Consider the following 26,085-nt stretch of genomic DNA (forward strand, 5'->3'; position numbering starts at 1 on the left):
TTTATTTTTTGTGTAACAAAAGTAATTATTTTGAGTCTTATTCTATTACAAATTTTATAACTTTGGCCATTAACCTTGGTTTTAACAAAAAATTATGCGAACTCCTTCTTTTACGGCATAGTTTTTTATGTAATTTAGTCAAAAATTAATGAATGCAATTATTCAATTTATGAAAAGACACTATAAAATAATAGTACTTGTACTAGCACTATCTCTTGGTCTTTGGAGTTTTATTCCGAAAGGCAAAAATGATCCCGAAAAAGACAAGCTTTTATTGGAACTTTTAGCTTTTGTTATTGAAAAAGGGCATTATAGTCCGGCTGCAATTGATGATAATTTTTCTAAGGGAGTTTACAAGGATTATATTAATGCTATCGATCCTTCTAAAAGGTTCTTTTTGCAATCGGATATTGAGGAGTTTTCAAAATATGAAATCGATATTGATGACGAAATAAAAAATAAGGACCTTACTTTTTTTGACCTTACCTACTACCGTTTATTACAACGTATGGAGGAAAGCAAAGAATATTATAGAGAGGCATTAAAAAACCCTATTGATTATTCCGTAAATGAAGATATCAATACGGATTATGAAAAAGCTCCTTTTTGTACTTCTGTAGAAGAGCTTAAAGAACGTTGGAGAAAGCAAGTAAAACTTTCTACTTTGGCATCTTTAGTTGAAAAACAAAAGGTTCAAGAAGATATCGAAAAAAATAAAAACAAATCTCCAGAAGAAAAATTGGCTGAATTTAGAACCAAACAAGGAGATAAATTAACTAAAGAAGCCGAAGATAAGTTTAAAGTAAGTCTTGCAAAAAAAGACACTATTACTCCTAAAACCTTCGAACAAATGGAAAAACAAACTCGTACCAATACTTTAAAATCTTTAGATGATAATTTCACTTTCATTAAAGATTTGGATAAAGAAGATTGGTTCGGGATTTTTGTAAACACTATTGCATCTCGTTTTGACCCACATACTTCTTATTTTCCTGCAGATGAAAAAGAACGTTTTGACGTGAGCATGAGCGGAAAGCTAGAAGGAATTGGCGCTAGATTGCAAAAGAAAAATGATTTCACCGAAATTACAGAATTAATTTCTGGCGGTCCAGCTTGGAGACAAAAAGAATTAGAGGCAGGTGATTTAGTTTTAAAAGTAGCACAAGGCGATAAAGAGCCTGTGGATGTAGTAGGAATGCGATTGGACGATGTGGTTAAAAAAATAAAAGGACCAAAAGGTACCGAGGTTAGACTTACAGTTAAGAAACCAGATGGCGCTATCAAAGTAATTACGATCATCAGAGACGAAGTGGAAATTGAAGAAACCTATGCCAAATCCAGTATAGTAGAGAAAAATGGAGTAAAATATGGCGTTATTTATTTGCCTAAATTCTATATCGATTTTGAAAATAAAGACAGCCGCGATGCAGGAAAAGATATTGCTATAGAATTAGAGCGATTGAAAAAAGAGGGTGTTCATGGAATTATTATGGACGTTAGAGATAACGGAGGTGGCTCTTTAAAAACTGTGGTTGATATAGGTGGATTGTTTATAGAACAAGGGCCAATTGTTCAAATAAAATCGGCTGCGGGTAAAAAAGAAGTGCTTTATGACAAAGACCCTAAAGTAGAATGGGATGGCCCGTTAGTAATTATAACTAATGAGTTTTCTGCTTCTGCTTCTGAAATATTAGCAGCTGCAATGCAAGATTACAAACGTGCGGTTATCCTTGGCAGTAAACAAACTTATGGTAAAGGAACGGTTCAAAATGTAATTGATTTAAACCAATTTGTGAGAGGAAATACCCTTGGCGATTTAGGTGCTCTAAAAACTACAACCCAAAAATTCTATAGAATTAATGGTGGTTCCACTCAATTAGAAGGAGTAAGTAGCGATATAGTTATGCCAGATAGTTTTGCTTATTTAAAAATGGGAGAACGCGATGTTGACAATGCTATGCCATGGGATAAAATTGACGCTGCAGATTATTCCCTTTGGAATAAACAAACCAATTTTGAATCGGCTATTGCTAATAGTAAAAAGCGTTTAGAACTTAATCCGCAAATGAAATTAATTGATGATAATGCCAAATGGAGAGAAGAACGCAGCAAAGAGGATGTATATAGTTTGCAAATTGATAAATTCAAACAAGAGCAAAAACAATTAGAAGAAAGCAGTAAAAAATTCAAATCTATTGAAGATTATAGCAACAAATTGCAATTTAAATCGTTGCCTTATGAAGAGGCCCAAATGGCAAATGACGCTACTTTAAAAGAAAAAAGAAACAGATGGCACGAAAGTTTGTCTAAAGATATTTATATTGAAGAAGCAATTCATGTATTAGACGATTTGCAATCGGGTTCTGCTAAAAAAGAAATGACGACCAAGTTGAAAAAAGAAAAAGTAGTTAAGTCTTAATCATCTTTAAGTTTTTAGAAAAGCCCTAGTGAAAAATATCTCTAGGGCTTTTTTGGGTTTTGGTGTTTTTTAAACTCTGTCAAAGTTTTGAACTTTGACAGAGTTATATAATTTTGGATAAATATGGAATTCAATTCCATATTTATCCAAAAACCATATGCCTTTAAAAGGATAACACTAAAAGGCACAAAATAATTTGGTTCAAAAAAGCGAAAAAACGAAAATTTAAGGGGAGATATAAAACAGCAAAAAGCCCAACTTAATTTCTCAAGTTGGGCTTTTTGATTTATATAAAAAATTAATTATTCCGCTTTAGGAGTAATTTTATTTTCTTCTCTTGGAGGTCTTGGTAAAAGTGCTTTTCTAGAAACTTTTTCTTTTCTAGTTTTAGGATCCAATCCTAAATATTTCACCATAAATACATCACCCATGTTTACAACATCAGCAACATTTTCTGTTCTTTCCCAAGCTAATTCCGATACGTGTAATAAAACTTCGTTTCCTGGAGCATCTGTATATTCTACAACAGCACCAAAATCTAGCATTTTAATTACTTTCACTTCATAAGCTTCACCCATTGCAGGTTTGAATATGATAGAGTCTATTTTAGCCAATACTCTTGCAATTCCGTCTGGATCTGTTCCTAGAATTTCTACAACTCCTTGTTCGTCAACTTCGTTAATAACGATAGTACAACCAGTAGCTTTTTGTAATTCTTGAATTACTTTTCCTCCAGGTCCAATTAACGCACCAATAAAGTTACCAGGAATAGTTCTCATGATAATTTTTGGAGCATGAACTTTAACGTCTGCTTTTGGAGCAGCAAGAGTTTCAGTAAGAATTCCTAGAATGTGCATACGTCCGTCACGAGCTTGAGCCAAAGCTTGCTCCATGATTTCGTATTTCAATCCGTCAATTTTAATGTCCATTTGGCAGGCAGTAATTCCTTCCGAAGTTCCAGTTACTTTAAAGTCCATATCTCCTAAGTGATCTTCATCACCAAGAATGTCAGACAATACAGCAAAACGTTCTCCATCTGTAATCAATCCCATTGCAATTCCAGAAACTGGACGAATCATTTGAATACCGGCATCCATTAAAGATAAAGTTCCAGCACAAACAGTAGCCATTGAAGACGAACCATTAGATTCTAAAACTTCAGATACTACACGAATAGTATAAGGACAATCTGCAGGAATCATATTTTTCAAAGCACGTTGTGCCAAGTTTCCGTGACCTACTTCTCTTCTTGAAGTTCCTCTTAACGGACGAGCTTCTCCAGTTGAAAATGGTGGGAAATTATAATGTAAATAGAATTTTTCTTCTCCTTGCTCGGATGGGGAATCAATTTGGTTTGCTTCTCTAGAAGTTCCTAAAGTTGCAGTTGCCAAAGCTTGAGTTTCTCCACGAGTAAACAATGCAGAACCGTGAACCGATGGTAAATAATCAACTTCACACCAAATTGGTCGGATCTCAGTTGTTTTTCTTCCGTCCAAACGAGTTCCTAAATCTAAAGTTACGTTTCGAACCGCTTCTTTGTTGACTTTGTAGAAATATTTTCCTACTAAATCTCCATTTTCTGCCAATTCTTCTTCTGTAAATAAAGCTTTTACTTCTTCTTTTACTACATCAAATGCAGCAGAACGTTCGTGTTTAGCAGAACCTTTACTTGCAATAGCGTAAATTTTATCATAAGCCGCTGCTTTCACTTTAGCATGAATAGCTTCGTCTGATTTTTCATTTTCGTACGTACGGACTTGTTTTTTTCCAAAAGCAGCAGCCAATCTTTCTTGGGCAGCAATTTGGTTTTTGATATGTCCGTGAGCAAATTTAATTGCTTCTAACATTTCTGCTTCCGAAATTTCTTTCATTTCTCCTTCTACCATAGCGATAGAATCCGTAGAAGCACCAATCATCATGTCGATATCCGATAATTCTAATTGTGCGCGAGATGGATTAATGATAAATTTACCATCAATACGACCTACACGAGCTTCAGAAATTAACGTTTCAAACGGAATGTCAGACAAAGCAAGCGCTGCCGAAGCTGCTAATCCTGCTAATGCATCTGGCATTACATTATCATCGTGTGACATTAATTGGATCATCACTTGCGTTTCTGCGTGATAATCATTTGGGAAAAGCGGACGCAATACACGGTCCACTAATCGCATTGTTAGCACTTCGTTATCGCTTGGACGCGCTTCTCTTTTAAAGAAACCTCCAGGAAAACGTCCTGCTGCTGCAAATTTTTCACGATAATCTACCGTAAGCGGTAAAAAGTCGATACCTGGACTTGCTTTTCTTGCGGATACTACTGTTCCTAAAATAACAGTATTTCCAATTCTTACTACTACAGAACCGTCTGCTTGTTTCGCTAAACGACCTGTCTCGATTGTGATGCTTCTTCCATCACCTAAATCGATACTTTCTACAAATAATTGTGGAATCATAAATTTTTCCTTTTTAATTTTACATTGGTTTTCTGCCTGTCAGCAGAGTTGTTGTGTTGTTTGTCCCGATAGTAAGTCGGATTGTAGTTGTTGTATTCCAATGAAAAACCAAACTTTTTTAATATAAAAGCTAAAAAAAAGAGGCGCGAAAGCACCTCTTATAATTTGTATTATTTTCTAATACCTAATTCTTTAATTAACTCACGATATTTTACAACATCTTTTTTCTTTAAGTAATCTAAAAGACTTCTTCTTTTACCTACCAAAAGTACTAACGAACGCTCTGTATTATAATCGTGACGATTTTTTTTCAAATGCTCCGTTAAGTGAGAGATTCTAAAAGTGAAAAGTGCTACTTGACCTTCTGTTGAACCTGTGTTTTCAGCTTTTCCTCCGTGTTTAGCGAAGATCTCAGCTTTAGTTTCTTTAGTTAAATACATTTTAATATTATTTTAAATGATTATTATGTATGAATAAAGAGTATCCTTATTCGGGTGCAAAGATAATATTTAATTTTTAAATTCCAATATTTTAAATTCCAAATTCCATAGGATAAAAAAATTCCGCCATTAGCACTTTGGAATTTGGGTTTTAAATTTTGGAATTTACTTGAAAAGTTTTGCAACCTCCTGATTTACAAATTCTAAAAATCGTTCGTCCTTTTCAGTAAACGGATCTATCACATGCGAATCAATATCTATTTGACCAATATTTATTCCATTTACAAACAAAGGAACTACAATTTCCGACTTTACCGTGAAGCTACAAGCAATATAGTTGTCTTGAGCCGCTACATCGGGAACTACAAAGTTGGCATTCGATTCGGCAACTTGACCGCAAATTCCTTTTCCGAAAGGAATTACCGTATGATCGGTTGCTGCTCCTATATATGGACCAAGATGCAAGGTTTTGGCTTCGTGATTGGCAAAGTAAAATCCAACCCAATTATAATACGAAATAGAATCCGATAAAAACTGACATAAATTTTTCAATTTTTCATCTCTATTTAAATTATTAGCAGCAAGTAGCGCGTGCACTTTAGGTTTTAAATCCTCAAAATTCATATTTTATTATTTTTTACAAAAGTAACCATTGCAATTTCTTACTTTTACCTAAAATTTGTTAAAATTATATTTTGAAAGAATACATCGTACAATTCAAGCCTTTTTTGTTATTCCTTGCCAAATTCGCTGCAAGTTATTTACTATTGACTTTTGTTTACCAAACGTACTTGCACCAATTTGACGAAAAAAAAATGGAAGTGGATGGGTTTACCCAATTGGTAGCAAATCAATCTCAAAAAATACTTTCACTTTCAGATGCTAATTCCCATACTGGCGTAAATACTAAAGAAGCCAGCGTAAAATTATTTTACGACGGTAAATGGGTAGCTAGAATTATAGAGGGTTGTAATGCGCTAAGTGTAATAATTCTCTTTGTTAGTTTTGTAATTGCCTTTACGGGAAAATTAAAACCTACTTTATTATTTATCCTTTTTGGAAGTTTAATTATTCATATTATTAATGTGCTTCGAATAGCTCTACTTTGTATTGCCTTACAAAATTTTCCCCAATACGATTCCCTACTTCACGACGTGATTTTCCCTTTAGTAATTTATGGGATTGTATTTTTACTTTGGATAGTATGGGTGAATAAATATTCTTTTTATGCTGAAAAACCTACTGAAAAATAAAACCAAAGTCTTCTTCGGAATTCTTTTGCTATCTCTATTGGTTGCTATTAGAGCCTTTGAAAATACTATTTTCTACGACCCGTTCTTGGCTTATTTTAAGACCAATTATTCGCATTTGCCATTGCCTAACATCAATAGTATTAAGTTGTTTTTTAGTATGGGGTTTCGATATTATCTGAATTCGATTATATCTTTAGGATTGCTTCGATTGCTTTTTAACGATAGTAAAATAATGAAATTCTCTATATTTTTATATTCTATTTTCGGAATTATCTTCATGGTTGCCTTCTTTTTCGTGCTTATAAAATTTGGAGAAACCAATAAAATGAATCTTTTTTATATCCGAAGATTTATCATCCAACCTATTTTATTAATTCTTTTTATTCCTGCATTTTATTATCAGAAAAAAATGAAATAGTTTTCTTTTTGCGTATCTTTATGTAGGTAAATCACAAAAAGATGAAAGTAGTTAAATATTCCGGTGATATAGTAGAATTTGAACCCGAAAAACTCAAAAAGTCCTTGTTGAAATCTGGTGCTTCCCCTGAAGCAGTAGAACGAATTGTAAATACCATACAAAGTCAAATTTACGATGGTATTCCCACCAAGCAAATTTACAAAATGGCATTTGGATTATTGAAAAAAGAATCCAATTCGCATGCCGCCCAATACAATCTTCGATCTGCCATACAAATGCTTGGTCCTGCGGGTTTCTTCTTTGAAAAATACATTGCCCGACTTTTTACTTCCGAGGGTTACAAAGCCATCACTAATTTAACTTTGGAAGGAAAATGTGTTACCCATGAAATAGACGTAGCCATCCGAAAAGAGGATGCAATTGCAATTATTGAATGTAAATTTCATGCGAGTAGAAATGTTATTTCGGATGTGAAAATTCCCATGTACATACTTTCTCGTTTCAATGATTTAAAAGATCGAAAACAAAACATTTTTACTAATGCAGATAAAATTTCCAACTGTTGGATTGTCACTAATAATAGGTTTAGTAGCGATGCTATTGCTTTTGGAAATTGTTCTCAAATGAATATGTTAAGTTGGGATTATCCTAAAAAAGATAATTTACGCACTAAAATTGACTCTAGCAGACTTTACCCTGTAACCTGCTTGACTACTTTAACCTTGGCGGAAAAAGACAAATTATTGATATTAGATATAATTTTGGCGAGTGAACTAATTAATAACATCCAAAGTTTAGAACGTTTAGGATTGTCCCCAAATAGAATAAAAAATGTATTAAAAGAAGTTACAGAACTATGTAAATATTTAAATCATGAAAGTTAAATTCATTGGCGGAGCCGGCACAGTAACCGGGTCTAAAACAATTATTGAAAGTAACGGAGTTCGAATTTTAATGGATTGCGGGCAGTTTCAAGGGATCAAACCCTTGCGCGAACTCAATTGGCAGCCCTTACCCATTTTGCCGTCAACCATTGATTTTGTTTTGCTTACCCACGGCCATTTAGACCATTGTGGTTGGTTGCCCCGATTGGTAAATCAAGGATTTGAAGGGAAAATTTATTGCACCAGTCCAACCAAAGATATTGCAAAATTAATCCTTTTAGATAGTGCTAAAATTCAGGAAGAGGAGGCGTATAAAGCCAATGAAGGGAACTATTCCAAACATGAAAAAGCCGAACCACTTTATGATGTTGCACAAGCCGAAAAGGTGTTTCCGCATTTTAGAGTGGTGAAGGAAAATGAAATTATTAATTTAGATGCTGAAATTTCAGCTGTTTTTACTAATGCCGGTCATATTCTTGGAGCTTGTTCGATAGCCTTAACTCTTGAAGGAAAAACCTTAGTTTTTTCTGGAGATATTGGCAGGGATAATGATGTGTTGATGTATCCGCCAACCAAACCTAAAAAAGCCGATTATGTATTTATTGAAAGTACTTATGGAAATAAAATGCATCCAAATGAAGAAGTAAAATTACTTCTTGAAGCCTATATCAACAATGCTTATTCTAAAGGGGGGACTGTCATCATTCCGAGTTTTGCGGTAGAACGTGCCCAAACCATTATGTATTTGCTTTGGCGATTAAAAGAAGAAGGCAAAATTCCAAACATACCCTATATTATTGACACTCCTATGGGAATTAGCGTTTTGGAAATTTTTCGAAATAATAAAAAATGGCATAAACTTTCGGAAGAAGAATGCGTAGCCATGTGCGCGATGTTTACCATGGTTTCCGATTATCAAGATACTATCAATTTTATTTATAATAAAAAGCCTAAAGTGGTAATCGCTGCTAGCGGAATGATTACGGGAGGAAGAGTTTTGAGTTATTTGGAACGTTATATTAGTTTGCCAGAAACCACCGTAATTATTGTAGGATACCAAGCCGAGGGAACTCGTGGAAGAAAACTATTAGAGGGTGCACCCGACATCAAAATTAGAGGAAAATACTACGATGTAAAAGCGAATATTGTGGAGATTGAAGGGTTATCTGCCCATGGAGATCAAAAGGATTTACTGAATTGGCTTTCGGAATTAAAATCTCCTCCCAAAAAAGTATTTATTGTTCATGGGGAAAACATGCCTGCAGACGAACTTCGAATTAAAATAAATGAAAAATACGGCTGGGATTGCTCTGTGCCTTTAATGGGACAAGAGTTTGAATTGTAAGATTTTAACAAACAATTAATTGAAGTAATTTCATTTTGATTAACTTTGCACAATGAATTTCAGAAAATACACCAATGTATTGTTAGTATTTTTCCTATTGGTTTCCAATTTAGGAATGTCTTTCAACGTGCATTATTGTGATAATGAAATTGCTTCGGTTTCTATAAATACCGCAACTGCTTGCTATGAAATTGAGAAAGATTGTTGTGGCGTGGTGGAAAAAAAATCAAAATGTTGCCATGATAAAATTATAAAATCGAACGCGAAATTTGATCAAATCACGGCTAAATCTTTATCTATAGATTCTAATTATAATGTAGTTTGTAACGAATGGAAACCATTAGTTTTTCCGGATGCTATTAACTTCCAACAAAAAGTAACTACTTCTTATTATTGCGATGCCAATGCGCCGCCATTGTACCTTTTGTATAGCCAATATACCTTTTACGGATAATTTAATTTAAAAAGTTTAGGAGTTTATTAAGTTTAAAAGTTTAGCCAAAAGGATTACTATCTATTGCTAAACGAAGTAATTGTAGGATAAAAAACGAAGTTTTTAAATTAGTGAAATTTACCACTAAAACTAATTCGTGTAAAATTCTTGCAATTCGTGTCTTAAAACTTTTTTACTCTTTTAGAAACAAATTTAAATTCAAAAATTTAATTATTCGAAAATGAAAAAAATAACAATATTCCTAATGTTGTTCGTTTCTGCAGTGAATTTCTCCCAAACAAAATTGGAAGATGTAAAAGTAGAAGCAGTAAAAAAAGGAATACGAAAATCGCTTACCACAACCGCCAATACTTCGGTGGTGGGTAGCAAAGAATTACTCAAAGCGGCTTGTTGCAATCTAGCCGAAAGTTTTGAAACCAATCCGTCCATAGACGTAAATTTTGCCGATGCTTTAACTGGAACCAAACAAATTAAAATGTTGGGTTTGACTTCGCCTTATCTTATGATTACCGAAGAAAACATTCCTTCAGTTCGAGGGGCATCCCAAGCCTACGGATTGTCTTTTACGCCTGGAACTTGGGTAGAAAGTATACAAATTACGAAAGGTGCTGGAAGTGTGGTTAACGGTTACGAAAGCATTTCAGGTCAAATAAATACCGAATTAATCAAGCCCATAAAAGACATTCCGTTTTTCTTGAATGCCTATGGCGCTTCCGATTCTAGATTTGAATTGAATACCCATTTTAACACGAAAGTTTCCGATAAATGGGCAACTAGTTTTTATATACACGGAAATACGCGTCTTGCCAAAAACGACATGAACCACGACGGATTTTTAGACAATCCGTTAGGAAAACAAGTAAATATGGTCAATCGTTGGCAGTATTCCAATCCAGAAACGGGCTGGATTTCGTTTATTAATTTCAAATATATGAAAGATGAAAAACAAACCGGTCAATTGGAATTTGATAAAAACAGGGACAAACTTACTGCCAATTTTTGGGGTTCCGAAATCAATACCAATCGTTTCGATTTTACTTCCAAACTGGGTTATGTTTTTAAAGGAATGCCCTACCAAAGTATTGGAATTCAAAATGCCTTTAGCAACCACAATCAGGATTCGTATTTTGGGTTGAACCAATATAACATCCAACAGCAAAGTTATTATTCGAACCTGATTTTCAATTCGATTATTAACAATACCATGCACAAATTTGCGACAGGATTGAATTTCACTTACGATAAATATGCCGAATTTCTGAACCTTGCGGATGTAAGTAGAATTGACAATTCGGTTGGAGGTTTCTTCGAATACACCTATGACAACAACGACAAATTCAGTTATATCCTTGGCGGAAGGTTGGACTATCATAATAGATTAGGCGCCTTTTTTACTACGAGATTACATGTTAGATATAATCCGTGGGAAAAAGCAGTGTTTCGTTTGTCTGCTGGTAGAGGAAAACGGGCTGCCAATATTTATGCGGAGAATCAAAATTTATTTGCAAGTTCTAGAGCCTTTTCGGTATTGGATACTAACGGAAAAATTTATGGTTTGAATCCGGAAATTGCTTGGAATTATGGCTTTAGTTTTACGCAAAATTTTATGCTTTTCGGAAAACCTGCCGATGTAACGGTTGATTTCTATCGCACCGATTTTCAAAACCAGGCTATAGTAGATGTAATGCAAAGTCCGCAACAGGTATTATTTTATAATTTAAAAGGGAAATCGTTTGCCAATAGTTTGCAATTGGATTTCAATTATGAAATTGTAAAACATTTTAATTTAAGAACGGCCTATAAATACTACGACATTTCGACTGATTATCTTTCGGGAAGTTTTCAAAGACCGTTGCAGGCCAAGCATCGTTTCTTCGGAAATATTGAATACGCAACACACATTATTGAAAAAGGAAAACAATGGAAATTTGATTATACTCTGAATTGGCTAGGAAATCAACAATTGCCAACAACCTCTACCAATGTGGTTGGTGAACAATTGCCGGAATTTTCTCCTTCTTTTACAGTAATGAATGCTCAAGTTACTAGAACTTTTTCAAGCACTTTTGAAGTATATGTAGGAGGAGAAAACATTGGTAATTACCGTCAGGACAAAGCCATTTTAGGAGCAGGCAATCCTTTTGGCTCGAATTTTGACACTTCCATAATATACGCACCTGTTTTCGGGCAAATGTATTATGCCGGTTTGCGATTTAAAGTGAAATAAGGTTCAATGACAATTTCAAAAATCAATAACAATAGCAATAACAATTTCAAAAATCAAAATCAATAACAATTTCAAAAATCAAAACAAAATGAAAAATATACTTTTCGGAATGTTGTTACTAGTAGTAACCCTTTCTGCTCAAGGTCAAGACACTCGAAGCGGAGCGGAACTTAGCGAAGCTAAAAAAAATAAAAATGCCAAATATACCACTGAGGTAAATGGCAATTGTGATTTGTGTAAAAAACGAATTGAAAAAGCCGCGTTCTCTGTTGCGGGAGTAAAATCGGCAATTTGGGATGTAGATACGCACCAATTAAGTTTGATTTTGAACGAAGAAAAAACAACTCTTTTGGATGTGAAAAAAGCAGTTGCTAAAGTTGGCCATGATACTGATGAAGTTAAAGCAACTACTGAAGATTATGATAAACTTCATGGTTGTTGCCTTTATGATAGAAAATAATTAGCAAAAATCCTTGAAAGTAATTTTTAGGGATTTTTTCTTTAAAAATGTATTAATTAGTTTCAACATAAGCGAAATTATAATTACTTTCACGCCCTAGACTTTGATAAAGTTGAGGAGACCAAATAATAAAAAATTAAAAAAGCATTTATGACTGATTTTGACTGGAAACAACTTTTTAATCCCGAATTCTATATTTTATTACAAATAGGTGGTGTAAAAATTGGCTTGTATGTAGTTCTATTTATCGTTTTTGCGGAAACTGGTTTACTTGCAGGGTTTTTCCTTCCAGGAGATAGTTTGCTTTTCCTTTGCGGAATATACAGCGAATCGCTAATGAAAGAGCTTTCTACAGGAAATGACTTTGTGAATGTAACTTTTTTGGCAGCGCTTATATCCTTAATGGGGATAGTTGGTAATATGTTGGGGTATTGGGTAGGAGTTAAAAGCGGATCGTATCTTTTCAAGAAAGAAGATACCTTTTTCTTCAAGAAAAAATACCTGTTCCAATCGAAAGAATTCTTTGATAAATACGGAAGTAAAGCCATTGTATTTGCTCGTTTTTTACCAATAATAAGAACCTTTGCGCCAGTAATTGCAGGTATTGTTGAAATGGATAAAAAGAAATTTATGTTCTTTAATGTTTTAGGATCTGTGCTTTGGTCGTTTACCATGATCTTTTCAGGACATTATTTATATGAGTTGTTTTTAACCCAATTCCACATTGATTTAAAACATTATATTGAAATTATTGTAATAGGAATTATCTTAATTACAACAGTTCCTGTGCTAATGAAATTACTAAAGAAGAGAAAGTAATCTAAATACAAAAATCCGCTTAATCATTGACTAAGCGGATTTTCTATTTCGTACTTCGTATTTACAACCTCGTACTTAATTTTACATCATTCCAGGCATACCGCCACCCATAGGGTTTCCGCCCGCGTTTTCTTCTTTAATTTCTACTAAAGCACATTCGGTAGTAAGAATCATTCCAGCGACAGAAGCAGCATTTTCTAAAGCTACACGAGTTACTTTTTTAGGATCGATAATTCCTGCTTTAAGCATGTCTACATATTCGTCAGTTTTGGCATTGTAACCAAAATTACCAGTTCCTTCCGAAACTTTTGCAACTACTACAGAACCTTCTAAACCTGCATTTTCAACGATAGTTCGTAATGGCGATTCCACAGCACGAGATATAATTTGAATACCTGTTGCTTCATCTGCATTATCTGCAGTAATTGTAGCTAAAGCAGCTTTAGCTCTCAATAAAGCAACACCACCACCAGCAACAATACCTTCTTCAACCGCTGCACGAGTAGCATGTAAAGCATCATCTACACGGTCTTTTTTCTCTTTCATTTCAACTTCCGAAGCAGCTCCAACATAAAGTACAGCAACACCACCAGCTAATTTAGCCAAACGTTCTTGCAATTTTTCTTTGTCGTAATCAGAAGTCGTAGTTTCCATTTGACTTTTAATTTGATTTACTCTATTTTTTATCAAATCTGCATTTCCTGCACCATTTACAATTGTTGAATTGTCTTTGTCAATAGTAATTTTTTCGGCAGTACCTAACATTTCAATAGTTGCATTTTCAAGTGTATAACCACTTTCTTCAGAAATTACTGTACCACCAGTTAAGATGGCGATATCTTCTAACATTGCTTTTCTTCTGTCTCCAAAACCTGGAGCTTTAACAGCAGCAATTTTCAAGGCACCTCTTAATTTGTTTACTACCAAAGTAGATAAAGCTTCTCCATCTACATCTTCTGCAATAATCAATAATGGTTTTCCTGATTGAGCAACTGGCTCTAATACAGGAAGTAATTCTTTAAGAGAAGATACTTTTTTATCGTATAAAAGAATGTAAGGATTTTCTAATTCTACATTCATTTTCTCTGGATTGGTAACAAAATAAGGAGATAAATATCCTCTGTCAAATTGCATACCCTCTACAACATCTACGTATGTATCTGTTCCTTTAGCTTCTTCCACAGTAATCACACCTTCTTTACCAACTTTTCCGAAAGCAGTAGCAATTAACTCACCAATTACTTCATCATTATTCGCAGATATAGATGCAATTTGTTTGATTTTTTCAGAATCACTACCTACTACTTGAGCCTGTTTACCAAGATCAGCAACAATAGCTTCCACTGCTTTGTCAATTCCACGTTTTAAATCCATTGGATTTGCTCCTGCCGCAACATTTTTCAAACCTTCTTTTACAATTGCTTGAGCTAGAACGGTTGCGGTTGTTGTTCCATCACCAGCTAAATCATTAGTTTTAGAAGCAACTTCTTTCACCATTTGAGCACCCATATTTTCTAATGGGTCTTTTAATTCAATTTCTTTTGCAACCGTTACACCATCTTTAGTAACGTTTGGTCCTCCAAAAGATTTTCCAATAATTACATTTCTTCCTTTTGGTCCTAAGGTCACCTTTACTGCATTTGCCAAAGCATCTACACCACGTTTTAAACCATCACGTGCTTCTATATCAAATTTTATATCTTTTGCCATTTTGTGTTTGTATATTTTTAAATCCTAATACTTCGTATTTCTAATTTTTTACCTCGTACTTTTTATATGATTGCAAGAATATCGTCTTCTCTCATGATAAGATAATCTTTACCGTCCAATTTAAGGTCGGTTCCAGCGTATTTACCATAAAGAACTACATCACCAACCTTCACGGTCATTGGCTCGTCTTTTTTCCCATTTCCTACTGCAAGAACAGTTCCTTTTTGTGGCTTTTCTTTTGCAGTATCCGGAATGATAATTCCAGAAGCGGTTTGCGTTTCGGCAGCTGCTGGTTCCACAATTACTCTATCTGAAAGTGGTTTAATGTTTAATGCCATAACTTGTATATTTTTTAGTATTATATTAAAGATTGTTTTTGTTTATTCAGAAATTATGCCATTACTGTAAAACTGACAATTTTTCAGCAAGGTACAAAAATCAGACTAAGAAGTAATCATTTTCTTACTAGGAGTTTATTAATTGCTTAGTTTTGTAAATAAAAAAATCCCGATATAATTCGGGATTTATTTTTAAAAAATAGATTTTTTTATTTTTTTACTGGAGCAGCAACTGGTTTTGGAGCAGCAGGTGCCTCTTTTTCAGTTGTTTTTGGTGCAACAGATTGCGATGCGTCAATTATTTTATTATTATTATCACCTAAGTTTCCTGAAAAACTTAAACTAGATAGTAACACTAATACGATTAATGCTCCTGCTAAAAACCAAGTACTTTTGTCTAAAAAGTCGGTTGTTTTTTGTACCCCACCCATTTGAGTAGATCCGCCAATAGAAGAAGACAAGCCGCCTCCTTTAGGATTTTGTACCATGATAACGATGATTAGTAAAAAACAAACGATTGTTATTAATACTAAAAAAATTGTAAATGTGCTCATTGCTTAATTATTATTGTTTTGTTGTAAATTTTTTATATCTGAAATTCGGTCTGCAAAGAAACTACTTTTTTCTGGATATTTCAAAATTAATATTTCATAAGCTTGAATTGCTTTAGAATATTTTTTTTGCTCCAGATAAACCTTAGCTAAAGTTTCAGTCATTAAATAGGATTTATCCTCTGCTACTGGGGAAAAGGCAGGTAGGATATTCTCTTTTTTAACAGGTGGAATTTTAGGATTTGTAGAGATAAATTTATCGATAATTTCTAATTTCTTCTTTTTTTCAAGGTCTTCTTTTATAGGAATTTCTTTCCGTTCAATTGGTTTTAAACGCGATAATTGAAGCCATTCTTGAAAAGAATGTTTTTCGTTTATTGTAAAGTCTAATGGTTTTCCAATTTCTAGTTTTTCTTCTAGATTTTCCACAATTGGTTTTGCCTGTGCGATAGAAGAAAGAATAGATTGCTCTAAAGTAGTACTGTTTTCAGCAGTTTTCGGAGCTATTACTACTTCGCTTCCAACGACATCCATATTTAATAATTCGGCAACTTTTTGATCGTAAAGACCATTTTGAACCGTAACAAAAGAATCGGAAGTGATAAAATCAAATAAAATACTTCGGTCGGTTGTGAAAGCTGCTGCAACCTTTAAAGCATAATTATATTTAAAACTATCTTGGTTGTATAAATGTTTTAATCGTAACACGCGAGCACTTTGAAAATAAGGAAATTCTTCCATTATTTTTTCCAATGCGATGCTGTGACGCTCGTTTATGGCATCGGGTTTATTAACTATATAAGTAAAATCGGTTACGTTCAATTTTTTGTTTTTCGGAATTTAATTTACAAAGGTACTATTTCTAAATTTACCACTTTGCAAGCGATTCATTAAAGACATCTTGGGTAATACGTTCAAATATTACATCCAATGCAGTAGTTAAAGAAGAACCAATTAATTGTTGGTCACCAGGATAATCATAATAAAAAGAAAATGGTTTTTCAAAATTGTCTTTTTCGTTATTTTTATTGGTATAACGAACATTTACTGTTATGGTCAGTCTATTTTGTGCCGCTGTTAAATCGGCAGTGGCAGCCATTGGAGTAATATTATAATTAGTAATTTCTCCTTCGTAAGTCAAATCACCGTTGGTTCGTACTAGGTTGAGGTTGGTTTGATTTTGTATAATATCTTGTAATTTCAAGGTAAATGTACGCTCAATTCCGGGTTGCACCAAAGGCGCATTATTTTGAAAATAATTCACTTGAAATGTTTTAGCATCAATTTTTCCGGTTCCAGTAAAATTGTAAGGACCACAACTATTTAAAGTTATAGTTATAAGGAGTGCAAATAAGAATTTAAGTTTATTCATTGGAAAATTTAAAAGTCAAAGATATTATTTTCTAATTATCAATTGTTAATTATCAATTATTAATTAACTACAAATCGTATTGTTTAATTTTTCGGTATAAAGTTCTTTCGGAAATTCCGAGTTCATCGGCAGCTAATTTCCGTTTGCCTTTGTTTCGTTCTAAAGATTTCTTGATCAATTCAATTTCTTTAGCCTCTAAACTTAACGTTTCTTCTTCCTCTACGGTTTCCGCCAATAGATAGTTATTTTCGTCTTCCTCTTCTTCAAATTCTTCTTGTTGTCCTTGCTGATTTTCTTCTTTTTTTACAACAACAGAGTTTCTAGGTTCCTCTTCAAAGAAAGTTTCTTCCTCTCGTTTTCCGTACACTTTCTGAACTAAATTCGGATTGATGTCTTGCACTTTGGCACCGTTTTTCATCAATTCTAAAGTCAGTTTTTTCAAATCATTCAAATCACTTTTCATGTCAAAAAGTACTTTGTATAAAATATCTCTTTCAGTAGAAAAATCGCTTTCACTTTTCTTGTCTCGGATAACACTTGGCAAATGGCTTCCGTCTTGAGGCAAATAGGACATTAAAGTTTGCAACGAAATATCCCGTTTGGTTTCTAAAACCGAAATTTGTTCGGCAGCATTTCGCAATTGACGAATATTTCCGCTCCAGCGATATCCTAAAAGGTATTTAATTGCAGTTTCTTCTAGTTTAATTGCAGGCATTTTATATTTGTGAGCAAAATCGGCAGAAAACTTCCGAAACAACAAATGAATATCGTCTTTTCTGTCCCGTAAAGGAGGTAACAAAATATCTACAGTACTCAAACGGTAATACAAATCTTCCCGAAATTTTCCTTTTTCAATAGCGTCAAATAAATTGACATTGGTTGCAGCAACAATTCGCACATTGGTTTTTTGCACTTGCGAAGATCCAACTTTTATGAATTCGCCATTTTCCAAAACACGAAGCAAACGCACTTGGGTAGTAAGCGGCAATTCGCCAACTTCATCCAAGAAAATAGTTCCGCCATCGGCTACTTCAAAATACCCTTCACGAGTAGATGTTGCGCCCGTAAACGAACCTTTTTCGTGACCAAAAAGTTCGCTATCAATAGTTCCTTCCGGAATAGCTCCACAGTTCACTGCAATGTATTTTCCGTGTTTACGGTGGGATAGCGCATGAATGATTTTAGGAATACTTTCCTTTCCAACGCCACTTTCTCCAACTACCAAAACCGAAATATCTGTAGGAGCAACCTGAATTGCTTTCTCAACGGCACGATTTAGCTTTGGGTCGTTCCCTATAATTTCAAACCGCTGTTTTATGTTTTGTACTGTTTCCATATTTTTTTTAGCCACGAATGCCACAAATTGGCACTAATCTGTTTGTTAATAGGATTTCACTAATTTTATGCGGACACTCTTTTTAAACCACAAGTACCTCTAATTGATACTAATTTATTTATAGAATTGTGCTTATTTTTTGCTTTATTTATAAAACTATTCTTTTGTGATGAAGAGATTTTGGGCTAAAATTTGCTAAAATCCCCAATTTACTTTTAGTAATATTCATGTAATTTAAAGTTTGAGCAATATTATCATCCATTAACATTTTTATTGCTTTCACTTCTAAAATAATGTTGTCGTAAACAACAAAATCGGCATAAAACCTTTTGTTTAGGGTATAGCCTTTGTAATCTATTATGAATTCTTTTTCCCTTCTAAAAGGTATCTCGTGATTTGTAAATTCAATTTCAAGTGCTTCTTTATAAACGGATTCTAATAATCCACCACCAAGAACATTTTGAACTTCCATACATAAACCAATAATTTTATAATATTCTTCTTTTTTATATAATTCCATGAATGTTAATTTATTAAAATTCGTGCAATTTCACAACATAAAAATTTGTGTCAATTAGTGTAATTCGTGGCTACTTTTAATTCCTTTCCGACAATCCCACCGCTTCTCCAATCAAGGTTCCACTGGTGCAATTGGTGATTTTTACATTTACAAAATCTCCTATTTTATAATTTTCTTTTGGAAAAACCACTGTAATACTTTGGGAATTTCTTCCGGATAAATCATTTTCTGATTTTTTAGAAGTTTTATCCACCAAAACTTCTACAGTTTGTCCCAGAAATTCTTGCGTTCTAAAAGCACTATGAATTCGTTGAAGGTCAACAATTTCTTGTAAACGACGCATTTTTGTTGCTTCAAGAACATCATCTTCCATTTTTCTGCCAGCTAATGTTCCTGGTCGTTCGGAATAGGCATACATATATCCAAAACTATATTTCACATATTCCATTAAGGATAAAGTGTCTTGATGGTCTTCTTCTGTTTCGGTAGGAAATCCAGCAATCATGTCTTGCGTAATGCAAACATTTGGTATAATCGTTTTTATTCTATCAATCAAATTTTTATATTCTTCTCTAGTGTGCAAACGATTCATTGCTGCCAATATTTTATCACTTCCCGATTGTACCGGCAAGTGAATGTGTTTGCAAACATTAGGGTATTTAGCGATAACGTGCAAAACTGGTTCGTGCATGTCTTGCGGATTGGAGGTAGAAAAACGAATGCGCATTTTAGGGAATCCCTTTGCAACCATTTCTAGTAAATGCTCGAATTTTACTGCGGTTGCAATTTGCATTTCTGACGCTTTATCAAAATCTTTTTTCAGTCCGCCTCCATACCAAAGATAACTGTCTACATTTTGTCCTAATAGAGTGATTTCTTTATAGCCGGTATCTGATAAATCTTGAATTTCTTTTATAATACTTTGCGGCTCCCGACTTCTTTCGCGACCGCGAGTAAAAGGGACTACGCAAAACGTACACATATTATCACATCCTCTAGTGATAGAGACAAATGCCGAAACCCCATTAGAGTTTAATCGAACAGGAGAAATATCGCCATAGGTTTCCTCTTTAGATAATAGCACGTTTATGGCATCGCGACCTTCTTCCACATCGGCCAATAAATTAGGCAAATCTTTATAGGCATCTGGACCAACAACCAAGTCTACAATTTTCTCTTCTTCAAGGAATTTTTCTTTCAAACGTTCTGCCATACAGCCCAAAACACCCACCTTCATCTTCGGGTTAATTCGTTTTACAGCATTGTATTTTTCCAGTCGTTTTCGTACTGTTTGTTCGGCTTTATCCCGAATAGAACAAGTGTTTACCAATACTAAATCGGCCTCTTCCAGAATCTGAGTAGTGTTATATCCATCGTTTAAAAGTATAGAGGCTACGACTTCGCTATCCGAAAAATTCATAGCGCAACCATAACTTTCTATATATAGTTTCTTAGTGTTTCCTGCTTTAGTTTCCAAAACCAAACTCTGTCCTTGTAGGGTTTCGTTAATTTCCTTTTCCATACTTAATATTATCCTTCCGATACTTCGAAATCTGAATTACAAAGATACTACTAAAAAAGAATATCTGCCAAGATGGCAGTTGTGTTTTAACAAATAAATAAGGCTTTCCTTTTAAAATTGACCAGCCCAGTATATAGGTAAAAACTCAATTTTGTTTTCTTTTCCTCTTTTGGCTAATGAAAAAACTATGGCTTGTTCAATATGTTTGTTGTTTTCTAATAAATAATGTAAACTTTTGAGCGAACCAATTTTCCCAGATTTCACCTCAATTGGAGTTATGGAATTATTTTTCAAGATAATAAAATCAACTTCAGAGCTTGCTCCCGATTCGGTTCGGGCCCAATAAAAAGTGTTTTGCTCTTTTTGGCAAATTAGTTGTTGTGCAACAAATTGTTCCGATAACATTCCTTTAAAAGCTGCAGATAATTCTTTTTTTATATAAAGATTTTGGTATTCCAAATTGCTTATTCTTAATAATAAACCTACATCTAAGAAAAATAGTTTGAATTGTTTTCCTGATGCTACAAGGGGTAAATTACTCACAGAAACATTTGGAACACTATGCAATAAACGAGCAGTTAATAGTAAATCAACCCCTTTTTTTATGGTAGGACTTGTAAAACGTTGTGATAATTTGGTATAAATTATTTGATTGCCAATAAACTTAGTGCCATTCTCTAAAATATCCAATAAACACTCGGAATTCATATTGGGTTTGTATTTTTTAAAATCTTGTTGGTAACTGTAGAGTAAGTCGTCTTGAATTTTTTTTAATCCGAGTAAATCATTTGTTTCTATAAAATAGTTTACACATTCAGGCATGCCTCCAATTATAAGATATAAATTAAAGTCTTCTTCAAAATAGTGTTTTACCTCATTTGGAACTTCTTTATAAGGCATTTCCAATAATTGAACTAAATTATTTTTATTTCTAGCTTTTAAAAACTCATAAAAATTCATTGGGTAAAGGTTCATTGTTTCGACTCTTCCAACAGGAAAAGGTTGGTTTTTAAATTCAAAATCTAGTAAGGAACCAGCTGCAATTATATGTAAATTAGGCATTTCTTCAAAAAAATACCGTAAACTGCCAAGTGCTTCTGGGCAAGATTGAATTTCATCTATAAAAAGTAAATCTTTACCTTCTTCAATTTTTGTGTTTAGTGCTAATCCAAGTTCAAAAAGAATTCTTTTTACATCCAAATTCCCTTTAAATATGGAGTGTAAATCTTTATTTTTTTCTAAATTGACTTCGATTATTTTTCCGTCAAAATGTTCTTTGCCAAAATATCTAATCAACCAAGATTTTCCAACTTGTCTTGCTCCATTTACAATTAATGGCTTTCTGTTTTTTTTCGATTTCCAAGTAATTAAATCGGATATTTTATTTCTGTACATTATTGAAGGCAATTAAAATTAATAAGCAAATTTAAAATAAATACCATTAATACAATAGTTTAATTTAAAATAAATACCATAAAAACATATTGTATTTTAATATAATTACCATAATTCATGATTAAACCTTCAGTTTCTGTTTGATTTCTAAAGAAAAACTATGAAATAATCCTATGAATTAAGTGTTCTGTTTTTATCTTAAAATGAGATAGAATGTTATTTAAAAAAATAAAATTCAATTTCAAAAAGAATAAAAATTCTAATTTAAAAAAAAATCATATACTTTTGCCGAACAAATAAAATAAAATGGCAAAGAATTTAGTTATAGTTGAGTCCCCAGCAAAAGCAAAAACCATTGAGAAATTTCTAGGTGCAGATTACCAAGTCGAGTCCAGTTATGGTCATATTGCCGATTTGCCTTCTAAAGAAATAGGAGTGGATGTCGAAAACGGATTCAAACCCAAATACGAAGTTTCTGCCGATAAAAAAGCATTGGTAACCAAACTTAGAGGATTAGCCAAAAATGCCGACATGGTTTGGTTGGCTTCCGATGAGGACCGAGAAGGAGAAGCAATCTCTTGGCATTTATCCGAAGAATTAAAATTAGATAAAAACAAAACCAAACGAATTGTTTTTCACGAAATTACTAAGAATGCGATTCTTAAGGCAATTGAAAATCCGAGAGAAATTGATTACAATTTAGTAAACGCACAACAAGCACGAAGAGTTTTAGACCGATTAGTGGGTTATGAATTGTCTCCTGTTTTATGGCGTAAAATTAAAGGCGGACTTTCTGCAGGTCGTGTTCAATCGGTTTCAGTGCGATTGATTGTAGAACGCGAACGCGAAATTCAAAATTTCAAAGCAGTTGCTTCTTATTCCGTTGTTGCCGAGTTTACTAACGAAGCCGGAAGATCTTTTAAAGCAAAACTTCCAAAAAATTTCAATACCAAAAAAGAAGCCGAAGATTTTTTAAATAAAAACATAGGCTCTACTTATAAAGTTGGCGATTTAGAAACCAAACCAACTAAAAAATCTCCAACAGGACCTTTTACTACTTCTACTTTACAACAAGAAGCAGCACGTAAACTGTACCTTCCCGTTGGAATTACCATGCAATTAGCACAACGTTTGTACGAAGCGGGGTTAATTACTTACATGAGAACGGATAGTGTAAACCTTTCTAAAGATGCTATGGAGGCTGCACAAGCAGAAATCATAAAATCCTACGGAAAAGAGTTTTCTAGACCTAGAACCTTTGTAAACAAAAGTAAAGGAGCACAAGAGGCGCACGAGGCGATTCGTCCTACAGATATGTCCCGTCATACGGTGAATATAGATAGAGATCAAGCGCGCTTGTATGATTTAATTTGGAAAAGAACCTTGGCTTCTCAAATGAGCGATGCCGAATTGGAACGTACCAATGTTAAAATTGAAGCCAATAATCACTCGGAAGTTTTTACAGCATCTGGTGAGGTAATTAAGTTTGAAGGTTTCCTTAAAGTGTATTTGGAAGGAAACGATGAAGACGATGAGGAGCAAGAAGGCATGTTGCCAGCGATGAAAGTGAATGAGAAATTGGTAAACAATTACATTACTGCAACTGAAAGATATTCTCGTGCAGCGGCTCGATATACAGAGGCTTCTTTGGTGAAGAAATTAGAAGAATTAGGTATAGGTAGACCATCTACTTATGCGCCAACTATTTCAACTATCATCAATAGAAATTATGTTGAAAAAGGAAATTTAGAAGGACAGGAGCGTAATTATACCCAATTGACGTTGCAATCGAATAAAGTTGCTGAAAAACTTCTGAAAGAAAATACAGGATCCGATAAAGGGAAGTTAGTTCCAACCGATATTGGTACAATCGTTACCGATTTCTTAGTAAAAAACTTTGAAAATATTTTAGATTATAATTTCACTGCCAAAGTGGAACAAGATTTTGATGAAATTGCAGAAGGAAACATCAATTGGACTAAAATGATGCAGGAATTTTATGATAAATTCCATCCGAATGTAAAAGATGTTGAAGCCAATGCCGATAGAGAAAGTGGCGAAAGAATTTTAGGAAAACACCCAGAATCTGGTAAAACAGTTTTGGTTCGTTTAGGAAAATTTGGCGCTATGGCTCAAATTGGCGATAGTGAAGACGAAGAAAAGAAATTTGCTAGTTTGCGTGCCGAGCAAAATATTGGAACTATTACTTTACAAGAAGCCTTAGACTTGTTTTTACTGCCAAAAGCATTAGGAACGTACCAAGGAGAAGAGGTTGAGGTGAGTTTGGGACGTTTTGGTCCGTTTATTAGATTTGGAAAAGTTTTCGTTTCTTTGCCTAAAGGAGAAGAGCCTTTGGATGTAACGTTAGAAAGGGCCAAAGAACTAATTGACGAAAAAGCACAAGCCGATGCTCCAATAGCAGTTTATAAAGGCGAAGGAGTTCAAAAAGGAACTGGAAGATTTGGTCCATTTATTAAATGGGATGGAATTTTCATTAATGTTTCTAAAAAATATAATTTTGACAATCTTTCGCAAAGCGATATTGAAGAATTAATTGAAGATAAATTGCAAAAAAATATCGACAAGGTAATTCACGACTGGAAAGAAGAAGGAATTCTTGTTCAAAAAGCACGTTGGGGAAGATCTGAAATTACTAAAGGAAAGATAAAAATTGAATTGAGTAAAGATATTGATGCTTCTAAGTTGACCTTAGCGGAAGTGCAAGAAATGATTGCTAAGAAAACTCCAGCCAAAAAAGCGCCTGTTAAAAAAGCAGCGGTAAAAAAAGCACCAGCCAAAAAGAAATAACCACTATCCTATATTTTTCTCCTTTAAATAGGAGTGGAGTGAGGAAAAAATGAAATAAAAATGGAATTTGATTTTCTTTCTCCAGTAGAAACCGATTTGATAATTGACTTAAAGCGATTGTCTTCCCAGCATTTGTCGAACAAAGTTGTTTTTCATACGCAGGAAGATTTTCCGGATATTTCCAAAGTTTCTATTGCTATTATTGGAGTCCCAGATCATCGAGGTAACAATCAAGATAGTCGAGAAATAGATTTATCTCTAATTAGATTAGAATTATACCATCTTTTTCCAGGAAACTGGAGTCACACTATAGCTGATCTAGGCGATATATTACCTGGAAATTCACCAGAGGATACTTACTTTGCTTTACAGAAAGTAGTCTCTAAGTTGATGAAAAATAAAGTTATACCTATAATTATAGGAGGCTCTCAAGATTTAACTTATGCTTTATATCGTGGTTATGATGATTTAGAGCAAATGGTTAATTTGGTATCCATTGATTCTAAATTTGATCTTAGTAAGCAAGAAGGAACTGCATTAGCAGATTCGTATTTATCCAAAATAATCATTGAAGAACCCAATAACCTTTTTAATTATAGTAATGTTGGATACCAAACCTATTATAATTCGCAAGAAGAAATAGATTTGATTGAAAAATTGTATTTTGACGCCTATAGATTAGGTGAAGTATGCAATAATATAGCTATTTCGGAGCCGGTTTTTAGAGATGCTGATTTGGTAAGTTTGGATTTAACCTCTGTAAAGTCCTCCGATTCTGGAAATTTCACTAATTTTCAACCTAATGGATTTAATGGTAAAGAAATTTGTGCGTTAGCAAGATATGCCGGTATTAGCGATAAAGTTTCCTGTCTGGGGATATTTAATCACCAAGGTTCTAAACAAGAAACAGCTCTTATTGCTCAAGTGATTTGGTATTTTATAGAAGGAATACACTATCGTTCTAATGAGTATCCGTTTGGAAGTAAAGATAATTATATAAAATATACGGTTCCTAACGAAGAAGAGGATGTAGTGTTTTATAAAAGCGATAAAACCGAAAGATGGTGGATAGAAATACCTTTTTTTACAAATTCAAACAATAAATTAAAAAAGAATACGTTATTACCATGTGCACAGGAAGATTATTTGGCTGCTTGCAACCAAGAACTACCCGAACGCTGGTGGAAAGCCCAACGAAAAAGCACAATTTAATAAAAAGCGTAAAAAAGCAATTTTTTTTTCAAGCTTTCATTTTATGAGAATATTCATAAAAAACAGCAAAACAGCATTAATTGTCTTGATTATCGGTACTTTATTAGGTATTTTATTTTTTATTTTTACATATAAATGTAATTTTGATA

At 33.7% G+C, this 26,085-nt stretch carries 23 protein-coding genes; 11 read left to right on the forward strand and 12 right to left on the reverse strand.

Going from position 1 to position 26,085, the window contains the following annotated elements:
- Positions 1-148: 148 nt before the first annotated feature.
- The gene (locus tag ACIQ2J_RS09785; RefSeq protein ID WP_396169156.1) at positions 149-2,419 is read left to right on the forward strand and encodes a carboxy terminal-processing peptidase; all 2,271 of its coding nucleotides are present in this window, start codon (positions 149-151) and stop codon (positions 2,417-2,419) included.
- A gap of 302 nt (positions 2,420-2,721) precedes the next feature.
- On the opposite strand, the gene ACIQ2J_RS09790 is transcribed toward ACIQ2J_RS09785, so the two are convergent.
- The 3 genes from ACIQ2J_RS09790 to ACIQ2J_RS09800 form a co-directional block, all read right to left on the reverse strand.
- The gene (locus ACIQ2J_RS09790; RefSeq protein WP_396169158.1) at positions 2,722-4,872 is read right to left on the reverse strand and encodes a polyribonucleotide nucleotidyltransferase; all 2,151 of its coding nucleotides are present in this window, start codon (positions 4,870-4,872) and stop codon (positions 2,722-2,724) included.
- 170 nt (positions 4,873-5,042) lie between these two features.
- On the reverse strand, positions 5,043-5,312 hold the full coding sequence (gene rpsO, locus ACIQ2J_RS09795; protein WP_345092811.1) for a 30S ribosomal protein S15: 270 nt from the start codon (positions 5,310-5,312) through the stop codon (positions 5,043-5,045).
- 165 nt (positions 5,313-5,477) lie between these two features.
- The gene (locus ACIQ2J_RS09800) at positions 5,478-5,936 is read right to left on the reverse strand and encodes a GAF domain-containing protein (protein ID WP_396169161.1); all 459 of its coding nucleotides are present in this window, start codon (positions 5,934-5,936) and stop codon (positions 5,478-5,480) included.
- Positions 5,937-6,007: 71 nt separating this feature from the next.
- Here ACIQ2J_RS09800 and xrtF point away from each other — a divergent pair, with 71 nt between their 5' ends.
- The 8 genes from xrtF (at position 6,008) to ACIQ2J_RS09840 (ending at position 13,172) form a co-directional block, all read left to right on the forward strand.
- A complete protein-coding gene (gene xrtF, locus ACIQ2J_RS09805) occupies positions 6,008-6,565 on the forward strand; it encodes an exosortase family protein XrtF (RefSeq protein WP_396169163.1) in 558 nt (185 codons plus the stop codon).
- Positions 6,540-6,983: an exosortase F system-associated membrane protein gene (locus ACIQ2J_RS09810; RefSeq protein ID WP_396169165.1), complete on the forward strand. Its 444-nt coding sequence runs from the start codon at positions 6,540-6,542 to the stop codon at positions 6,981-6,983. The genes xrtF and ACIQ2J_RS09810 overlap by 26 nt, the downstream gene beginning before the upstream one ends.
- 41 nt (positions 6,984-7,024) lie before the next feature.
- A complete protein-coding gene (locus ACIQ2J_RS09815) occupies positions 7,025-7,867 on the forward strand; it encodes an ATP cone domain-containing protein (protein WP_396169167.1) in 843 nt (280 codons plus the stop codon).
- Positions 7,857-9,212, forward strand: coding sequence for an MBL fold metallo-hydrolase RNA specificity domain-containing protein (locus tag ACIQ2J_RS09820; protein WP_396169169.1), 1,356 nt, complete (start codon positions 7,857-7,859; stop codon positions 9,210-9,212). The genes ACIQ2J_RS09815 and ACIQ2J_RS09820 overlap by 11 nt, the downstream gene beginning before the upstream one ends.
- Positions 9,213-9,264: 52 nt before the next feature.
- Entirely contained in the window at positions 9,265-9,666 is a 402-nt protein-coding gene (locus tag ACIQ2J_RS09825; protein WP_396169172.1) for an HYC_CC_PP family protein, read from the forward strand.
- Between the two features lie 220 nt (positions 9,667-9,886).
- The gene (locus ACIQ2J_RS09830; RefSeq protein ID WP_396169174.1) at positions 9,887-11,893 is read left to right on the forward strand and encodes a TonB-dependent receptor plug domain-containing protein; all 2,007 of its coding nucleotides are present in this window, start codon (positions 9,887-9,889) and stop codon (positions 11,891-11,893) included.
- Positions 11,894-11,981: 88 nt separating this feature from the next.
- Positions 11,982-12,353 carry a heavy-metal-associated domain-containing protein gene (locus tag ACIQ2J_RS09835; protein ID WP_396169176.1) on the forward strand — a complete coding sequence of 124 codons (372 nt, stop codon included), beginning with the start codon at positions 11,982-11,984 and terminating at the stop codon, positions 12,351-12,353.
- A 150-nt stretch (positions 12,354-12,503) separates the two neighbouring features.
- Entirely contained in the window at positions 12,504-13,172 is a 669-nt protein-coding gene (locus tag ACIQ2J_RS09840) for a DedA family protein (protein ID WP_396169178.1), read from the forward strand.
- A gap of 81 nt (positions 13,173-13,253) precedes the next feature.
- Here the strand turns inward: ACIQ2J_RS09840 and groL are convergent, their stop codons facing one another.
- From groL to ACIQ2J_RS09885, 9 genes are all read right to left on the reverse strand, one after another.
- Positions 13,254-14,882, reverse strand: coding sequence for a chaperonin GroEL (gene groL, locus ACIQ2J_RS09845; protein ID WP_396169180.1), 1,629 nt, complete (start codon positions 14,880-14,882; stop codon positions 13,254-13,256).
- A gap of 62 nt (positions 14,883-14,944) precedes the next feature.
- The gene (groES, locus tag ACIQ2J_RS09850; RefSeq protein WP_396169182.1) at positions 14,945-15,220 is read right to left on the reverse strand and encodes a co-chaperone GroES; all 276 of its coding nucleotides are present in this window, start codon (positions 15,218-15,220) and stop codon (positions 14,945-14,947) included.
- A gap of 209 nt (positions 15,221-15,429) precedes the next feature.
- On the reverse strand, positions 15,430-15,774 hold the full coding sequence (secG, locus tag ACIQ2J_RS09855) for a preprotein translocase subunit SecG (RefSeq protein WP_396169184.1): 345 nt from the start codon (positions 15,772-15,774) through the stop codon (positions 15,430-15,432).
- A gap of 3 nt (positions 15,775-15,777) precedes the next feature.
- The gene (locus ACIQ2J_RS09860) at positions 15,778-16,593 is read right to left on the reverse strand and encodes a tetratricopeptide repeat protein (protein WP_396169186.1); all 816 of its coding nucleotides are present in this window, start codon (positions 16,591-16,593) and stop codon (positions 15,778-15,780) included.
- Between the two features lie 46 nt (positions 16,594-16,639).
- A complete protein-coding gene (locus ACIQ2J_RS09865; protein WP_396169188.1) occupies positions 16,640-17,143 on the reverse strand; it encodes an LptE family protein in 504 nt (167 codons plus the stop codon).
- A 67-nt stretch (positions 17,144-17,210) separates the two neighbouring features.
- Positions 17,211-18,479, reverse strand: coding sequence for a sigma-54 interaction domain-containing protein (locus ACIQ2J_RS09870; protein ID WP_396169190.1), 1,269 nt, complete (start codon positions 18,477-18,479; stop codon positions 17,211-17,213).
- A gap of 148 nt (positions 18,480-18,627) precedes the next feature.
- Positions 18,628-18,999: a GxxExxY protein gene (locus ACIQ2J_RS09875; RefSeq protein ID WP_396169192.1), complete on the reverse strand. Its 372-nt coding sequence runs from the start codon at positions 18,997-18,999 to the stop codon at positions 18,628-18,630.
- A 76-nt stretch (positions 19,000-19,075) separates the two neighbouring features.
- A complete protein-coding gene (gene miaB, locus ACIQ2J_RS09880; protein ID WP_396169194.1) occupies positions 19,076-20,521 on the reverse strand; it encodes a tRNA (N6-isopentenyl adenosine(37)-C2)-methylthiotransferase MiaB in 1,446 nt (481 codons plus the stop codon).
- A 111-nt stretch (positions 20,522-20,632) separates the two neighbouring features.
- Positions 20,633-21,916 carry an ATP-binding protein gene (locus tag ACIQ2J_RS09885; RefSeq protein ID WP_396169196.1) on the reverse strand — a complete coding sequence of 428 codons (1,284 nt, stop codon included), beginning with the start codon at positions 21,914-21,916 and terminating at the stop codon, positions 20,633-20,635.
- A gap of 306 nt (positions 21,917-22,222) precedes the next feature.
- Here ACIQ2J_RS09885 and topA point away from each other — a divergent pair, with 306 nt between their 5' ends.
- Positions 22,223-24,724, forward strand: coding sequence for a type I DNA topoisomerase (topA, locus tag ACIQ2J_RS09890; protein WP_396169198.1), 2,502 nt, complete (start codon positions 22,223-22,225; stop codon positions 24,722-24,724).
- Positions 24,725-24,784: 60 nt separating this feature from the next.
- The gene (locus ACIQ2J_RS09895; RefSeq protein ID WP_396169200.1) at positions 24,785-25,936 is read left to right on the forward strand and encodes a formimidoylglutamase; all 1,152 of its coding nucleotides are present in this window, start codon (positions 24,785-24,787) and stop codon (positions 25,934-25,936) included.
- Positions 25,937-26,085: the final 149 nt, after the last annotated feature.

The sequence above is a fragment of the Flavobacterium sp. genome (genome assembly GCF_044357305.1).
Lineage (GTDB): Bacteria > Bacteroidota > Bacteroidia > Flavobacteriales > Flavobacteriaceae > Flavobacterium.

Bases quoted from the DNA above. Each gene is read 5' to 3' on its own strand.
- ACIQ2J_RS09785 (WP_396169156.1), top strand. From the start codon at position 149: ATGAATGCAATTATTCAATTTATGAAAAGACACTATAAAATAATAGTA.
- ACIQ2J_RS09790 (WP_396169158.1), bottom strand. From the start codon at position 4,872: ATGATTCCACAATTATTTGTAGAAAGTATCGATTTAGGTGATGGAAGA.
- rpsO (WP_345092811.1), bottom strand. From the start codon at position 5,312: ATGTATTTAACTAAAGAAACTAAAGCTGAGATCTTCGCTAAACACGGA.
- ACIQ2J_RS09800 (WP_396169161.1), bottom strand. From the start codon at position 5,936: ATGAATTTTGAGGATTTAAAACCTAAAGTGCACGCGCTACTTGCTGCT.
- ACIQ2J_RS09810 (WP_396169165.1), top strand. From the start codon at position 6,540: ATGCTGAAAAACCTACTGAAAAATAAAACCAAAGTCTTCTTCGGAATT.
- ACIQ2J_RS09815 (WP_396169167.1), top strand. From the start codon at position 7,025: ATGAAAGTAGTTAAATATTCCGGTGATATAGTAGAATTTGAACCCGAA.
- ACIQ2J_RS09820 (WP_396169169.1), top strand. From the start codon at position 7,857: ATGAAAGTTAAATTCATTGGCGGAGCCGGCACAGTAACCGGGTCTAAA.
- ACIQ2J_RS09825 (WP_396169172.1), top strand. From the start codon at position 9,265: ATGAATTTCAGAAAATACACCAATGTATTGTTAGTATTTTTCCTATTG.
- ACIQ2J_RS09830 (WP_396169174.1), top strand. From the start codon at position 9,887: ATGAAAAAAATAACAATATTCCTAATGTTGTTCGTTTCTGCAGTGAAT.
- ACIQ2J_RS09835 (WP_396169176.1), top strand. From the start codon at position 11,982: ATGAAAAATATACTTTTCGGAATGTTGTTACTAGTAGTAACCCTTTCT.
- ACIQ2J_RS09840 (WP_396169178.1), top strand. From the start codon at position 12,504: ATGACTGATTTTGACTGGAAACAACTTTTTAATCCCGAATTCTATATT.
- groL (WP_396169180.1), bottom strand. From the start codon at position 14,882: ATGGCAAAAGATATAAAATTTGATATAGAAGCACGTGATGGTTTAAAA.
- groES (WP_396169182.1), bottom strand. From the start codon at position 15,220: ATGGCATTAAACATTAAACCACTTTCAGATAGAGTAATTGTGGAACCA.
- secG (WP_396169184.1), bottom strand. From the start codon at position 15,774: ATGAGCACATTTACAATTTTTTTAGTATTAATAACAATCGTTTGTTTT.
- ACIQ2J_RS09865 (WP_396169188.1), bottom strand. From the start codon at position 17,143: ATGAATAAACTTAAATTCTTATTTGCACTCCTTATAACTATAACTTTA.
- ACIQ2J_RS09870 (WP_396169190.1), bottom strand. From the start codon at position 18,479: ATGGAAACAGTACAAAACATAAAACAGCGGTTTGAAATTATAGGGAAC.
- ACIQ2J_RS09875 (WP_396169192.1), bottom strand. From the start codon at position 18,999: ATGGAATTATATAAAAAAGAAGAATATTATAAAATTATTGGTTTATGT.
- miaB (WP_396169194.1), bottom strand. From the start codon at position 20,521: ATGGAAAAGGAAATTAACGAAACCCTACAAGGACAGAGTTTGGTTTTG.
- ACIQ2J_RS09885 (WP_396169196.1), bottom strand. From the start codon at position 21,916: ATGTACAGAAATAAAATATCCGATTTAATTACTTGGAAATCGAAAAAA.
- topA (WP_396169198.1), top strand. From the start codon at position 22,223: ATGGCAAAGAATTTAGTTATAGTTGAGTCCCCAGCAAAAGCAAAAACC.
- ACIQ2J_RS09895 (WP_396169200.1), top strand. From the start codon at position 24,785: ATGGAATTTGATTTTCTTTCTCCAGTAGAAACCGATTTGATAATTGAC.